General features: G+C 34.0%; 12 protein-coding genes and 1 other annotated feature. Of the genes, 10 read left to right on the top strand and 2 right to left on the bottom strand.

Annotation, left to right across the window (positions count from 1 at the left end):
* Positions 1–87: 87 nt before the first annotated feature.
* Complete coding sequence (spoIID, locus tag CAB05_RS15395; RefSeq protein WP_088001348.1) at positions 88–1,119, top strand: stage II sporulation protein D; 1,032 nt, start codon at positions 88–90, stop codon at positions 1,117–1,119.
* Positions 1,120–1,564: 445 nt separating this feature from the next.
* Here the strand turns inward: spoIID and CAB05_RS15390 are convergent, their stop codons facing one another.
* Complete coding sequence (locus CAB05_RS15390; protein ID WP_088001346.1) at positions 1,565–3,184, bottom strand: peptide ABC transporter substrate-binding protein; 1,620 nt, start codon at positions 3,182–3,184, stop codon at positions 1,565–1,567.
* 47 nt (positions 3,185–3,231) lie between these two features.
* Positions 3,232–3,531 (bottom strand) — a binding site (T-box leader).
* A 333-nt stretch (positions 3,532–3,864) separates the two neighbouring features.
* On the opposite strand from CAB05_RS15390, the gene spoIIQ reads away from it, so the two are divergent.
* From spoIIQ to CAB05_RS15350, 7 genes are all read left to right on the top strand, one after another.
* Positions 3,865–4,662, top strand: coding sequence for a stage II sporulation protein SpoIIQ (gene spoIIQ / locus CAB05_RS15380; protein ID WP_088001344.1), 798 nt, complete (start codon positions 3,865–3,867; stop codon positions 4,660–4,662).
* 291 nt (positions 4,663–4,953) lie between these two features.
* Positions 4,954–5,223, top strand: coding sequence for a sporulation transcriptional regulator SpoIIID (spoIIID, locus tag CAB05_RS15375; protein WP_088001342.1), 270 nt, complete (start codon positions 4,954–4,956; stop codon positions 5,221–5,223).
* A gap of 157 nt (positions 5,224–5,380) precedes the next feature.
* Positions 5,381–6,382 carry a rod shape-determining protein gene (locus CAB05_RS15370; RefSeq protein WP_088001340.1) on the top strand — a complete coding sequence of 334 codons (1,002 nt, stop codon included), beginning with the start codon at positions 5,381–5,383 and terminating at the stop codon, positions 6,380–6,382.
* Between the two features lie 519 nt (positions 6,383–6,901).
* A complete protein-coding gene (locus CAB05_RS15365; RefSeq protein WP_088001338.1) occupies positions 6,902–8,236 on the top strand; it encodes a UDP-glucose dehydrogenase family protein in 1,335 nt (444 codons plus the stop codon).
* A 184-nt stretch (positions 8,237–8,420) separates the two neighbouring features.
* Positions 8,421–9,944, top strand: coding sequence for a spore germination protein (locus CAB05_RS15360; RefSeq protein ID WP_088001336.1), 1,524 nt, complete (start codon positions 8,421–8,423; stop codon positions 9,942–9,944).
* Between the two features lie 3 nt (positions 9,945–9,947).
* Positions 9,948–11,129 (top strand): Ger(x)C family spore germination protein, encoded by a 1,182-nt coding sequence (locus CAB05_RS15355; RefSeq protein ID WP_088001334.1) that lies wholly within the window; start codon positions 9,948–9,950, stop codon positions 11,127–11,129.
* A gap of 15 nt (positions 11,130–11,144) precedes the next feature.
* Positions 11,145–12,263 (top strand): GerAB/ArcD/ProY family transporter, encoded by a 1,119-nt coding sequence (locus tag CAB05_RS15350; protein WP_088001332.1) that lies wholly within the window; start codon positions 11,145–11,147, stop codon positions 12,261–12,263.
* 19 nt (positions 12,264–12,282) lie between these two features.
* On the opposite strand, the gene CAB05_RS15345 is transcribed toward CAB05_RS15350, so the two are convergent.
* On the bottom strand, positions 12,283–12,540 hold the full coding sequence (locus CAB05_RS15345) for a YczF family membrane protein (RefSeq protein ID WP_088001330.1): 258 nt from the start codon (positions 12,538–12,540) through the stop codon (positions 12,283–12,285).
* A 164-nt stretch (positions 12,541–12,704) separates the two neighbouring features.
* Here CAB05_RS15345 and CAB05_RS15340 point away from each other — a divergent pair, with 164 nt between their 5' ends.
* Together CAB05_RS15340 and CAB05_RS15335 are read left to right on the top strand one after the other, a co-directional pair.
* Positions 12,705–13,979: an MFS transporter gene (locus CAB05_RS15340; RefSeq protein ID WP_088001328.1), complete on the top strand. Its 1,275-nt coding sequence runs from the start codon at positions 12,705–12,707 to the stop codon at positions 13,977–13,979.
* Positions 13,980–14,412: 433 nt separating this feature from the next.
* Positions 14,413–15,246, top strand: a complete 834-nt coding sequence (locus CAB05_RS15335; RefSeq protein WP_088001326.1) for a flagellar hook-basal body protein — start codon at positions 14,413–14,415, stop codon at positions 15,244–15,246.
* Positions 15,247–15,329 lie beyond the last annotated feature (83 nt).

Here is a 15,329-nt window from a genome sequence, read left to right as displayed (position 1 = left end):
TTGTCCATCTTCATAAATTAGCTCTAGAACGGCAATTAGATGTAAATTGCCAGGGAATGCTTTTTGGAAATGGATAGGAGGAAAAGGATGAAATCATTTAAAACATTAATTACTGCAGGATTAACAACATGCTCAGTTGTAATTATTTTACCAACATTGCTAGTTCTTCCGTTTCATAGCCAGACGGATGGTAAATTAACAGATCAATTACAGTACAATGCGAATCAAGTGGAGGCAGCTAGTAAAAATAAAAATGAACTAGTAGAGATATCGGTTTATCGAACTAAAACGAAAAAGGTTGAAAAGCTTCCAATTGAAGAATATGTTTTAGGTGTTGTAGCATCAGAAATGCCTGCTATATTTGAGCCTGAAGCATTAAAGGCGCAGAGCTTAAGTGCAAGGACATTTATCGTTAAACGCTTAGAAGAGGGTACTGAATTAGATGAAGGTGGGATTGTAAATGATACAGTCCAATTCCAAGTATTCCAGGATCGCGACGATTTAAAAAAGAAATATGGAGCGGATTATGATTCGAAAATAAAGAAGCTTGAGGATGCTGTAAAAGCTACAGAAGGTCAAATATTAACATACGATGGACAACCTATCACAGCATCATTCTTCTCCTCAAGTAATGGTTATACAGAGAATTCCGAAGAATACTGGAAAAATAGTCTACCATACTTAAAAAGTGTTGCTAGTCCATGGGATTCTGTGGCCCCAAATTATATAGCCAAAAAGGCGTTTTCTGTAAAAGAGTTCGAATCAAAGCTAGGAATAAGTCTTACCTCTAAATCTAGTGTCGGAAAAGTCATCTCTAGAACAAAAAGTAATAGAGTAGAACAAGTAGCATTTGGTAAGACCATACTAACAGGAAAAGAAATTCGAGAAAAATTAGAGCTGCGATCAACTGACTTTTCATGGGAAAGAAAAGATAACCAAATCATCATCACAACAAAGGGATATGGTCATGGGGTTGGAATGAGTCAATACGGTGCAAATGAAATGGCAAAACAAGGAAAGCTATATGATGAAATTGTAAAGTACTATTATAAAGATATATCTATTACATCGTTAAATAAAAAAGACTTTGAAGAACTAAGTGAAGCTGCAAAGAAATAACAGAGTAGATAATTGCGGTATGGAATGTATTTTATTTAGATCGTAATCAGACTCCTGTTTGTATTTAGGCGCGGTTAATTGTTGATTTTAGCTAAATACATTAAGTGCATGAAAAGTGAATAACTGGTTCGAGAGCAATTGGAATGGAAGGTGCGAAGACTCCTATGGGAGATGCGGGAAACTTGAGACCCCGGAGGCCAAGTAAGGTAGGCATGTTAAAACCACGACGTCCTGTCGTAACACATGCATGATCCACATCGTGTGGAACCGAGGCTCAAGTCTCGCCCCATGGAAAGCGAAGTACCTGGAATGGAAATCAGCATCTTTTTTTAACAGAGCCTTTGTTTTAAAAGTTTGATTACTCCCAATAACAGAGCCAAAACAAAAAAACAGACCACCATAGGTCTGTTTTTTTGTTAGGCAAGTAATTGATGATATAACTTCATTACTGCTTATTTGCATATTTGTAATAGAAATAACCAACAAACGGTCGTACTTTAATTCCTGTGACTGATTCCTTTTGAAGGTATACATAGCCGGCTTGATAGATTGGTTCGATAACTGCATCATTTAATAAGATGTCTTCAGCTTTATGAAGCAATTCAAGGCGTTCTGTTTCATTCTGAATGCTAACTGTGTTCGCCTTGAGTAATAAGTCGTCATATTGTTTATTACTGTAATTTAGTACGTTTAAAGCCGATTTAGACGTAAATAGTTCTAAATAAGTTGTTGGATCAGGATAATCTGCTCCCCATGTATCTAAAGATAAATCATAATCGCCTTGTTGGCGTAATTCAAACTTCTGTTGAGCGGGCTGTACAATAATATCAACCGTTAGCCCTTGTAAATTCGTTTCTAGTTGAGACTTAATGTACTCACCTATTTTACGAGACGTATTACTATCATTAACTAATAATGAAAGTGAAACATTAGATTTTCCACTTTCTGAAAGTGCATCTTTAAAAAGTGATTTCGCTTTTGATAGTTCAATTGATGACGAATGTTCCGTTGAACTGACAAAATCATTTCCTTTTGAATCCTTTACAAGTCCTTTCGGTACAATTCGATCAGTTGGGATTGAGCCATCGTTTAATAACACATTACTAATATCTTCTTTATTGAATGCATTTGAAATTGCTGTTCGTACTTTACTATTAGCTAATAATGGATTTTGTTGATTAAAGCTTATATAAGAAATAATTGGCATTGCTAATTTTTGTAATTCACTATTGTCTTTAAAACGATCAATTACACTTGAATCAATAATTGCTTGATCAAGTTCGCCAGTTTCATATAAATTCACTGCAGTTGTTGTTTCTTTCATGACCTTAACTTCAATCTCATTTACTTTTACATTCTTTTTATCATAGTATTGATCATTTTTTTTCATTGAAAATCCAGAACCATGATCCCAACTATTAACAACATAAGGTCCATTATATAAAGTTGTATTCGCCTCTAACCCGTATTTATTGCCTTGTTCTTTAACGAACTTCTCGTTTAAAGGGAAATACATAGGTAAACTTGTTAATTGGATAAAATATGGAATAGCACGCTCTAATTTTATTTCAAGTGTTTGATCATCTAAGGCAGTCACGCCGAGTTTTTCCACAGGAAGCTTTCCTTGATTAATTTCTTGGGCATTTTCAATATCATATAAGTCGTAAGCAAATTGTGCTTTTGTTTTTGGATCAATTGCTCTTTTCATTGCAAAAACAAAATCTTGAGCGGTTACTTTTTCGCCATTTGAATATTTGGCATCTCTTAAAGTAAATGTATAAACCTTGCCATCCTCACTTACTTTATGAGATTTAGCGGCTGCAGGTACATACTCACCTTTATCATTAGGCATATATAGACCTTCCATGACACTATTTAATGCATTTAATGAAGGGCCATCTAAAGCAAGTGAGCTATCAAGACTTACGATATCGGAAGTATCCATTAATCGTAGCGTCTGATCTTTAGATGTATTTTGAACTTGAGTTCCTTTGTTGCTACATGCTGTTAATGTCAGCGAAAGTAATATTGTGAAAGTAATAAAGCTCTTTTTATTGAATAACATGTGTGATCTCTCCTTTTTTTGGACACAAAAAAGAGTCCTCGCCTTATAAAAAGGACGAGGACTCCCGTGGTGCCACCTTAATTAGTCTAATACCGTATTAGACTCACTTTGCAGTATCAAAACAAATGGATCTGAACTACTTGTGACAAACAAAAAGCAGTATCGAAACATAAGTTTGAATACCTGTCTCTTTTATCGGTGAGACGTCCGCCAAAGCCTACTGCACAGTTTGTGGTTCGGTTTGGCTGCTCAGAAGCCCATTCAAAAATATGTCCGTACTGACTCGCACCAACCGTCAGCTCTCTGAAACATTCATATAGTCTACTCTTCTTCATCATTGCAGAAATTTATTATAAACAGAATTTAAAAGTTAATTTTATCGATCTAGCCATTATTAAAATGTCTAACAAGCTTGTAGTGTGATTATATTTTGAATAAAAATAAAATGCAAGAAAAATATTCTTCCATTTTCATATTTACATAAACATAGTTATCCACAAAAGTTGTGTATAACTAGTATGAATCTGTGTATAACTAGGCAACAATTGTTAATATTTAACGGATATATTGTGGATTAGATGGTAGTATTTTGAAAAATAAGAATTTTGTCGAATTAAAATTTTCTAAATTGCGTATATAATTTCTGGAATCTGTTGACAATGATTGCAGAGGTGATAAGGATGAGAGAGGAACAAAACAAAAAAACTTCTCAAAAAGTTGTGAAAATGTTAAGAAAGCGTTGGGTAGTACCAGCAATTTATTTAGTGAGTGCAGCAGTTATTTTAACAGGTGCGTTATGGTATCAATATAGTAATGCCCCTACTCCAACAAAACAAACTGGAACAGCAATTGACACAAATGAGCCAGATGCAGTACCGGTAACAAAAACAGAAGAAAAACTATCATATCCTGTTGCAAAGGATACGACAGTTCAAGTGAAGAGTCATTTTTATGATGATTCAGCTTCAAAGGATCAACAACAACAATCTTTAATTCTAGTGGATGGTTCAACTTATGCAATCAACACAGGAATGGATTTAGTTGATAAGAGTGGTAAAGAATTTGGTGTAACAGCTGCATTAAGTGGTACAGTTACAAAAGCACAAAAAGATGCTGAACTAGGTTATGTGGTTGAAGTAGATAATGGAAATGGTTTAGTTTCTTACTACCAAAGCTTAAAATCAATCAGTGTTGAAGAAGGTTCTAAAGTAACGCAAGGACAAGCTCTAGGTGTTGCTGGAACATCATTAATCGGTAAAGAAAATGGCATTCATGTTCATTTTGAATTACGTAAAGATGGTGTAGCAATTAACCCTGAGAAATATCAAGGTCAAGATGTATCTGCAATTATTAATGCTGAAAATACAAAAAGTGAAGCAAAAGATTCAGATACAATGAATACATCTGGAAACGTTTCTGATACAGAATCAGATGAAGAAAATTCTGGTTCTACAGAAGAGAATACTGACTCAAACTAAATTAAAGAATGATTTATAAGTAATTCACAAAGTGCCCAACACAGGGGATTCAGATCCCATATGTGTTGGGCGCTTGTTTTTTTCTGACAATTGTGCATAGTTATAAGCTTTTGCTAATACAATGTTATAAACCCATCAAAGAGGTGTTTGAGGTGAGGGATCGTGGATTTTCTACCTAGTCAAAATAAATGTACCTCAGCAGGTCAGTCAGAGCAGGAAAAAGAGCAGCTTAGTCAGTCAAAACGAGTCTCATTTCACGCTTCTCACATCCAATTCGAGGAGGAGAGTAGTGTGCACGATTACATCAAAGAGAGAACAATCAAGATAGGGAAATATATCGTGGAGACGAAGAAAACAGTACGTGTAATTGCAAAAGAATTTGGTGTGTCAAAAAGTACAGTACACAAAGATTTAACAGAACGCCTTCCGGAAATTAATCCAGATTTGGCAAATGAGGTAAAAGAAATATTAGATTATCACAAATCAATTCGTCATTTACGCGGTGGAGAAGCAACAAAGCAAAAGTATCAAAAAGAAGACGTTGAAAAGGTTATAAAATAGGGATTGGCGAGCCTTGAAAACAAAATTAGAAATATTTAACCTCCTGTTCACAATAAATTAATTACTAAAAGCAGCCTTTTATGGTAAAATTATATTTTGGTATAACACGTATTCGGAACTGCTCATGAGTATAGTGAATAAGGAGGAGCCAAAAAGAATGTTTTCTAAGGATATCGGGATAGATCTTGGTACAGCCAATGTCTTAATACATGTAAAAGGTAAAGGAATCGTTTTAAACGAGCCTTCTGTAGTTGCAATTGAACGTAATAGCGGAAAAGTGTTAGCAGTAGGTGAAGAAGCAAGCCGCATGGTAGGTCGTACACCTGGTAATATTGTTGCAATTCGTCCGTTGAAAGACGGTGTTATTGCTGACTTTGATATTACAGAAGCAATGCTACGTTATTTTATTAATAAATTAGATGTAAAAGGGTTTATGTCAAAACCGCGTATTTTGATTTGTTGTCCAACAAACATTACGTCTGTTGAACAAAAAGCAATTCGTGAAGCTGCTGAAAAAAGCGGTGGTAAACAAGTTTATTTAGAGGAAGAACCAAAAGTTGCGGCAATTGGAGCTGGAATGGATATATTCCAACCGAGCGGTAACATGGTAATTGATATTGGCGGTGGGACAACCGATATTGCTGTATTGTCTATGGGAGATATCGTCACCGCCTCTTCAATTAAAATGGCAGGGGACAAGTTTGATATGGAGATTTTAAACTATATTAAACGTGAGTATAAACTGCTAATTGGTGAGCGTACTGCTGAACAAATTAAAATTGAAGTAGGAACAGTTTTCCCAGGTGCACGAAATGAATCAATCGATATTCGTGGACGTGATATGGTAACTGGTCTACCTCGTACAATTACTGTGTATTCTGATGAAATTCAACGTGCTTTAAGTGAACCAGTTTACTTAATTGTACAAGCTGCAAAAACTGTTTTAGAACGTACACCGCCAGAGTTATCTGCTGATATTATTGATCGTGGAGTTATCTTAACAGGTGGTGGAGCACTTCTTCATGGTATTGATACTTTACTAGCTGAAGAATTAAAAGTTCCAGTTTTTATTGCTGAAGATCCAATGCAATGTGTAGCGGTAGGTACTGGTATCATGCTTGAAAACATTGATAAAATTCCTAGTCGTTATTTAAAATAATATATTCTAAAATCTCGGGCCTATGCCCGAGATTTTTTTTGAGAAATTATCCAGAACCATAATCTCCCTAATATAAAATCCTTTTTTAGTTGTTATTAATCTCAAGCAATTTTGCTTGAGATTTTTTTATTTGAATTGTAATTCCTATGTTTGAGTTTTGTAAAGAATAGATGAACTTGAAGGTAGTTAAATACCTAATAAAGAAGGATATATGTAAAGTTTTTCTGATTCAGAAATTGTAAAGATTGGTTAAATGATCTGTAAATTAGTGATGTTAGGGGTAGCGTGTTCATAAATTTAAGTACCAAACACATCTCGAGGATTGAACTGTGGTAAAACATACTTTATTGGGGACGATTATGCATTTGAGCTAGAGCAAACCCTTAGGGTAATTAATTTTGCGATGGATAGTGAAGAATTTAAACACGATTTGATTCAATTTCTTGAAGAAGTAGTAAGTCATAAACAGGTATCAAAAAACAGTTCAAATTGATTAATGATATAGGATGGGGATGGGGCATGAAGCAAATTATTGTTGCTGGTACAGGTTACGTTGGTCTTGCCACAGGTGTTTCATTTGCGACAATTGGTTTTAAGGTAACATGCGTTGATATTGATGAAAGTAAAATCAATTTACTTCAAAAAGGCATATGTCCTATTTATGAACCAGGTCTACAAGAAGCTTTATTGGAGAGTATCATGCAAGAGCGGATTGAATTTACAACAAATATTAATCAAGCCTATCGTAAAGCGGATGTTATCTTTATTGCAGTAGGTACCCCAGAATTACCAGATGGTACTGCCAATCTAACATATTTAAAAGAAGTGGCAAAAGATATAGCAATTAATGCTTCAAAAGATCTAGTCGTGGTCATTAAAAGTACTGTACCTGTTGGGACGAATGAGGTTGTAAAACAAATTTTGAAAGAATTTGCACATCCTCAACTCAAAATAGATGTTGTATCAAACCCTGAATTTTTAAGAGAGGGATCAGCCTTACACGATATTTTCCACGGAGATCGTATTGTCATCGGTGCAGACCATCCTCAGTCTGCATCTTACGTATCGGAATTATATAAGTCATTCAATCTGCCAATTTTCGTAACAAGTGTTCGAAGTGCTGAAATGATTAAATATGCTTCTAATGCTTTTTTAGCTACAAAAATTAGTTTTATAAATGAAATTTCTTCAATTTGTGAAGCGGTCGGTGCTGATGTTGAACAAGTTGCTCATGGAATGGGTCTTGACCGCCGTATCGGATCTCAATTTTTAAATGCAGGTATTGGATTTGGAGGATCTTGTTTTCCTAAGGATACTTCAGCATTGGTAAAAAGCTCGGCATTGGAAGGATTAGAATTAAAACTTCTTAAATCAGTCATTGATATAAATGATTATCAGCAATTGAAATTATATGAATTAGCAAAACTATATTTTGGCTCATTGAAAGATAAGCAAATAGCTATTTTAGGAGCTAGCTTTAAACCAAATACAAATGATATTCGCCATGCACCCTCTATTGCTTTGATCAAAGAGTTTTTAAAAGCCGGAGCTATTATCACTGTATATGATCCAATCGCTCTACCAGAAGTAAACAGAGAGTTTGGAGATTCAGTGAAGTATTCCAATGATTTATATGAAGCAATTTCGAATCAAGATGCCGCACTAATCGTAACTGAATGGAATGAAATTGTTCAAGCGGAACTCAGCCAATTTGAAACAAGAATGAAGCAGCCACTTATATTTGATGGGCGAAATTGTTTTAATTTAGAAGAAGTTCAAAATACGAACATACAATATTATTCAATCGGCCGAAAACCAGTTAATGTCAATTTGCAAATTGCACAGAAGCTATAGGATGCAGTCAAAAAAATTAAACAACCCTTGTTACATCAACATGTAGCAAGGGTTATTTTTATGCCAAAAAGTCTAATTAGAACATGTTGTAAATTCTTATGGTTAGAAATCAATACATGAAATGAAAGAATTTGGAAAAAGTATAGAAATATAAAGCCATAAAAATTATGGACGGTGGTAACTAATGTTTAATTATAAAGAAACTAACAGTGCAGCAACTAATAAGAAAATACCATTTCAAAATAATATATCTCGTTCCTTAAGTAAGGATATTATAGAAAATATAAAACGAATTAAGGAAGATTTTGGCGACAGTTCTGATTTGATGATAAGACATGAATCAATTGGGGAAGGGATGCAGTATTCTTTTGCAGTTATTCATATTGATGGAATTTCGAATGAGCAATTGGTCAATGAAGGTATCGTGGAAAAAATCGTAAAAATTAATACAGAAAAAGAAACATACTTGTCTTTATCAGATTTAGAAAATGGTTTAAAGAGTATCATCTCTGTTTCTACTTTAAAATCTCAATCAAGTTATACGAATCTCTTATCAGCGCTACTCCTTGGTGACACAATCATTCTTTTAGATCATGATACGAACTTCTTAGTTGCGTGTACGAAAATGGTTCAATCTAGAAGTATTTCGGAACCTTCTACTCAAACAGTTATTAGAGGACCAAAAGATAGCTTCACAGAGAGCTTACGTACTAACACTTCGCTCATTCGAAATCGGATCCAACATCCAGCTCTTCGTATTGAATCAATGAAAATAGGTGAAATCACAAGAACAGATGTTGAAATCATGTATATAAAAGGTGTTGTTGATGAGAATTTATTAAAAGAAGTAAATCATCGTCTAGAGGCAATAAATGTTGATGAGATTCTTGAGTCAAGTTATATAGAAAATTATATTCAAAACGACCAAAAGACCATTTTTCCAACAATGCTACATACAGAAAGACCTGATGCAGTAGTTGGGAATTTGCTTGAAGGGCGGGTCGCGATTTTTACTGCGGGTACACCGTTTGTATTAGTGTTACCGGCGACTTTTACACAGTTTTTTCAATCTCCAGAAGACTACTATCAAAGCTCATATATTGGTACTTTTTTAAGGACTTTACGATATATATCTTTCTGGGTTGCCTTATTTGCACCCGCAATATTTATTGCAATTACTTCCTTTCACCAAGCGGTTATTCCAACTGTATTATTAGTAAGTTTAGCCGCACAACGGGAAGGTGTTCCTTTACCTGCCATTGTTGAAGCAATCGGGATGGAAATGGTTTTTGAAGTATTGCGTGAAGCTGGTATTCGAATGCCTAGAGCGGTTGGTCAGGCACTCTCTATTGTTGGGGCATTGATTTTAGGGCAAGCCGCAGTTCAAGCCGGATTCGTATCAGCATCGATGGTTATCATTGTATCAATCACTGCCATTGCGAGTTTTACAATCCCGTACTACAACATGTCAATTGCAGCAAGGATTCTAAGATTTATATTATTAATAGCTGCAGCTTATATAGGCTTGTTTGGCATATTAATTGGTGGATTAATTATTTTAATGCATATGTGTAGCTTACGTTCTTTTGGGGAGCCTTATTTTGCGCCGTTCGCACCGTTTCGTTTAAGTAGTCAGAAGGATACAATTTTAGTTGTTCCTTCTCAAGGTAATACAAAAACAATTAAAGAACAAAGTAATGGGGAATAAACCATGAAGAAGAAATTATGTATGTTTGTTCTTATTGTGATGCTACTGTTAAGTGGATGTTCAAATTATAGAGAATTAAATGGATTATCAATCGTTGTCGCAATGGGCTTAGATTATATTCCTAAAACAAAAGAGTATGAAATGATTGTTCAAATCATTAACCCAAATGCAATTGCTACCCAAACAGGCGCACAAGGGATTCCGATTATTTCTCTAGTCGAAACGGGAAGAACAATTTCAGAGGCAGCCCGTAAAGTGACAAAAAGAGTTTCAAGGCCAAATATTTACTCTCATGTAGCACTTGTAGCTATTGGCGAAACTTTAGCCAGAGAAGAATCATTAAATTGGATTTTTGATGTATTTGAGAGGGATTCGAAAATCCGTGTAAATATACCGGTCATTATTGCTAGAAAAGATAGTGTTTATCGAGTGTTAAATAACATACCACCACTTGATAAACTTCCTGCTAAATCAATTACAGGAAAAATTCAAAATACCTCTAGTCTGTTAGGGGAAAATCATGAAACTCAAATGAGGGAAGTCATTTCAGCTATCTCAAGTCCAGGACGTGAACCAACCATTAACGGTGTAACGTTAGCGTATGAGACACCAGAATCAGAATCATTAGCGAATACTGAGAAAGTAAAATCAACATATGCTGTCATAAATGGAATGGGTGTATTTAGAAAAGGAAAATTAGTAGGGTGGCTTGATGGCCCACCAGCAAGATCAGTCCAATTTGTAGATAATTTAATTAAAGAAACAAATCTTCAAATCCAATGTAAAAAACAAAGATATGATTCAATGGAAGTGACTCGTGTGAAAACAAAAACAGATGTAAAAATGAAAAAAGGAATACCGAATATTCATGTAAAAGTAAAGTCGATTGGTCATATTGATGAAGTGCTATGTAATGATGACTTTGATAAGGCGAAAACACTTGATAAATATGAAAAGGATAGTGAAAAAGTCGTTAGACAAATGATCTTAGATGGCTTAACTCAAGCACAGAAACTAGGTGGCGATGTTTTCGGCTTTGGTGAAAAATTTCATATAAATGACCCAAAGGCCTTCAAAAAACATGAAAAAGATTGGAATAAAGTATTTCAGAAAGCAAAATTCAAAGTAACTGTAGACGTACAAATCAACAATGTAGGTATGAGAAAGCGAACATACCCATATTAAAAAGAAGGTAATAAGATGAACCGTAAATTATCTATAAGTGGCTTTCAATTTTTTTGTATGATCGTTTTATTTGAAATTGGAAGTTCATCTTTAATTGGTTTGGCAACAGATGCAAAGCAAGACGCTTGGATCAGCTTAATTATTGCATTTTTCATGGGCTGTCTGTTGTTTTATATTTATATTAAGTTATATGAAATGTACCCCGACTTACCGTTTACTCACTATATCCAAAAAATTTTAGGAAAATATGCAGGAATACTCCTTGCTTTAATTTATACTATTTACTTTATTTATATTGCTGGTCGAGTTCTACGTGATTTTGAGGAGTTATTAGTCATTTCACTTTACAACGCAACATCACTGATATCAATTGGCATATTAATGAGTTTTTTAGTTATGTATGCTGTATATAAAGGATTTGAAACATTTGGAAGAGTGAATGAATTTTCGTTTTATATAATCATGTTAATTATCTTAGTAGTAGTAGGATTTGAGCTTGTTGGAAAGTTATTTCACATCAATAATTTAAGACCAGTTTTAGAAGATGGATGGAAACCAGTTTTACAAGCTGCTTTCCCATTAACCGTAACATTTCCTTTTGGTGAAATTATTACGTTAACTATGCTGATGCCACATTTAAGAAAACCTGAGCTCGCAATAAAGGTTGGTATGGCTGCGATGATATTTGCAGGATTTTTACTGACAACCTTGACACTTATTAACATAATGATTTTAGGAGTGGATGTATTAGGTAGGACAACTTATCCTATTTTAACAGCCGTTAGTTATATAAACATTGCTAATTTCATTCAAAGACTTGATTCATTAATTGTAATCGTCATGGTTTTAGGTGGATTTATAAAAGTTGCGGTCTTCTTTTTTTGTGCAGTGATCGGTGCATCTGATTTATTCAGGGTGAAGAAAAGAGATGTATTAACCTACCCAATTGCAGTTATCATCGTTGTCAGTTCGGTTTGGATGGCTCCTAATTACTTAGAACATTATAAAGAAGGATTAGATGTTGTTCCATACTATTTACATGTCCCACTTCAAATTATTATTCCAATTGCTTTGCTAGTGATTGCAATCATACAGAAAAAAGGTAAAGAAAAAAACAGCTTAGAAAATAACTAAGCTGTTTTTTGATGATTTTTTAACTTGTTGAATTTTGTGGGTTTTTTGCTCGGTTTTTCATTTTTTTCTTATTCAAATATTTAAGTAATGCATTTGCGACTGCAAACGGAACAGTAAATAAAAAGATCACCACATAATCCTCACCAACCAACTCCGTTTTACTAATTAGGATATAGCTCCACATTTCAGAAAAACTTGTGCCCTGAATTAAATCAATACCTGCCAGTAAACCCATTGTTAATACGAATAAACATAAAAAAATGAAAAATATCTTCAATTTATCAACTCCTTGTCAACACGATGCAATTGTATGACATTTATTATTTTGGTTGATTATGGAAAAGATTATGCGAAAAGTTAAAGAAAGTCCGACAATAATCGCGCTTTTTATTCTGAAAATTTAGTATATAATTAATAAGGGCGTAAAAAGGGGGACTTAAGTTGTTACAAATTTTTAAAAACCGTAATTTCTTATGGTTATTTTTAGCAAATTTCACTTCTCAGCTAGGATCCGTAGTAGGTATGACAGCATTTATGCTTTATTTATTAAGAAAATTTTCTAATCAACCTTCATATGCGACGATAACCGAATTGATGTATACTTTACCGATGCTTTTTTTATTTTTCTTAGTAGGTGTATTTGCAGATCGGTTAAATCGTAAGAAAATTGCTATGTACTGTGATTATATAAGTGCTTTTTTATCAGTAGTATTGTTAATTACAATCATGCAAGATTGGATATTTCTATCATTCTGTATTCTCTTTTTAAGAAGTGGTGTATCGAAATTTTTTCAACCTGCGCAGTCTTCTCTATTACAAGGGATTTTAACGGAGGATCAATATGCAACCTCGGCAGGTTTAAATCAATTAGTTAGTAGTTTATTTATGCTATTTGGTGGAGCGATAGGAACAATTGTATTTTGGAAAATGGGAGTAGAAGCTGCTATTATCATTGATACGATATCATTTATCCTTTCTGGGCTGCTTATCCAAGTGGCCAAACTCTCGAAAGAAATTACAAATCCTAATGGTCACCATACTTTAAAAGATTTGAAGTTTACATTAGTCCTAAAGGATTTTAAAGAAGGAATTGTATACATTTTAAATCACTCATTACTAAGGTCTCTTTTATCAGGATTTTTCTTATTCGGTGTCATTAATGGAGGATTTTCAGTTATGCCTTCATTCATCTTAAAATACAAACTAGCTCCTGATAACTATGAAGAATTACTAATCTATATTGGAGTTGCATTTGGTACAGGAGTCTTGCTTGGAAGCATTGTCGGATCAATGTTAGCTAAGAAGATGCAACTTCAAAATATGATCATCATCGGACTTATTATATCTGGACTATGTGTCATTGCAGGAGGATTCTCAACGTCACCACTTGCTTACATTCTATGGCAATTCATTATTGGACTAATATTACCAATCGTAAATATTGGAATTGGAGGTTGGTTCCCTAAAATTGTTGAAAAGCGGATGATGGGAAGAGTTCAAGGTTGGATTCAACCGATTATACTATTATCTCAAAGTATTACATTAGGCTTAATCGCGCTATTCTATCCAGCTATTTTAAAGATTGAATGGTTACATGCAATTGTCGGATTAAGTTTATCAATAGTTGGTGTGTATTATTTCGTTGTGTTACCTAAGTATATGAAAACTGATATGAGTAATGCAGCTGTAGAAACTGAAAGGTCAGTTTCACAATAATCAATATAGTAATAGCCTGTAACTAAAAGTTAGTTACAGGCTATTTTTTATAGTTAAATATTTACCTTTATAGAACTGAAGTAGTTTCAAGCCAAAAAACCAGTCTGTTTTTTGTATGTCTTTTTTCATATTAATAACCAAATATTACTATCAGTGATTTTTGATACAAAGCTACTATTTTACAACAGAAAACATTTTTCGACATAAGCTATTTGGACCATTCAAATAGTTTCGAGAAGGTATATAATAGAGTTGATGAAATTTATCAAATTTTGCGTATCTTATATACAATGACTCAATGTTCGATTAAAAAATGCAATATTTAAAGTGAAAATAGATTCGTACGAATAGAAAGATTTATATGTTATCAATTATTGTGGAATGTCATTTAGTTTCTAATATTGAAGCTAAATAGATAGAGAGGGGTAGCTTAATGCTAAGAGGTTTTTATGCAGCGGCATCAGGTATGATCACACAGCAAAGAGTAACAGAATACTTGACCAACAATATAGCAAATGCTAATACGCCTGGTTATAAAGGAGAACAAGCTTCTTTGCGTTCTTTTCCAGAATTACTAATGAAAAGAATGAACACAGAAGATATTCCAGGTAAAAATATTAGTCAAAATGGTCCAACCTTAGGTGGATTGAATACTGGGGTATACATGCAAGAAACACTACCAAAGTTTACACAAGGTGATCTTCAACAAACAAATAAATCCACAGATATAGCGATTCAAGAGCGTGTTATTCCATTTAATACGGCTGCTAAAACAAAAGGAGCCTTATTTTTTGAGCTTCAAAATCCAGATGGGACTGTTCGCTATACTAGAAACGGTAATTTTACCCTAGATCAACAAGGTTATTTAACAACGAATAATGGCTTTTATGTTTTAGGCGAAAATAATCAACGTATTCAAGTTCAATCTTCTGATTTTAAAATGCTTGAAGATGGAACGATTATTGATAATGGACGTAACGCAGGTAAATTAAAAGTCGCATTTTCTGATAACCCAAACACATTAGTGAAAGAAGGGGAAGGTCTATTCAAAACGACAAGTGGACAAGCACTTCCGACAGCTTCTGGGAATAATCGAATTGCTTTTTCTGTTAACCAAGGATTTATTGAACGTTCAAATGTTGATGTTACACAGACATACACTGAACTTATGTCAGCATATCGTAGCTTCGAAGCAAACCAAAAGGTTCTACAAGCATATGATCGAAGCATGGAAAAAGCTGCTAATGATATTGGAAGCTTAAGATAAACACAGGTTAATTAAGAATGTTCATTGAATGGTTTAGGATTGATCTGTAACAAAATTAGACTGATTATTAAGAATAAGTAATA

It is taken from the genome of Gottfriedia solisilvae, assembly GCF_002128405.1.
Classification (GTDB): Bacteria; Bacillota; Bacilli; order Bacillales; family Bacillaceae_G; genus Gottfriedia; species Gottfriedia solisilvae.
Note: the sequence above shows the minus strand (reverse complement) of the source record. Positions and strands in the feature narration are given on the sequence as shown.

Excerpts from the sequence above, each read along its gene's own strand:
- spoIID (WP_088001348.1), top strand. The coding sequence starts at position 88 with ATGAAATCATTTAAAACATTAATTACTGCAGGATTAACAACATGCTCA.
- CAB05_RS15390 (WP_088001346.1), bottom strand. The coding sequence starts at position 3,184 with ATGTTATTCAATAAAAAGAGCTTTATTACTTTCACAATATTACTTTCG.
- spoIIQ (WP_088001344.1), top strand. The coding sequence starts at position 3,865 with ATGAGAGAGGAACAAAACAAAAAAACTTCTCAAAAAGTTGTGAAAATG.
- CAB05_RS15370 (WP_088001340.1), top strand. The coding sequence starts at position 5,381 with ATGTTTTCTAAGGATATCGGGATAGATCTTGGTACAGCCAATGTCTTA.
- CAB05_RS15365 (WP_088001338.1), top strand. The coding sequence starts at position 6,902 with ATGAAGCAAATTATTGTTGCTGGTACAGGTTACGTTGGTCTTGCCACA.
- CAB05_RS15360 (WP_088001336.1), top strand. The coding sequence starts at position 8,421 with ATGTTTAATTATAAAGAAACTAACAGTGCAGCAACTAATAAGAAAATA.
- CAB05_RS15355 (WP_088001334.1), top strand. The coding sequence starts at position 9,948 with ATGAAGAAGAAATTATGTATGTTTGTTCTTATTGTGATGCTACTGTTA.
- CAB05_RS15350 (WP_088001332.1), top strand. The coding sequence starts at position 11,145 with ATGAACCGTAAATTATCTATAAGTGGCTTTCAATTTTTTTGTATGATC.
- CAB05_RS15335 (WP_088001326.1), top strand. The coding sequence starts at position 14,413 with ATGCTAAGAGGTTTTTATGCAGCGGCATCAGGTATGATCACACAGCAA.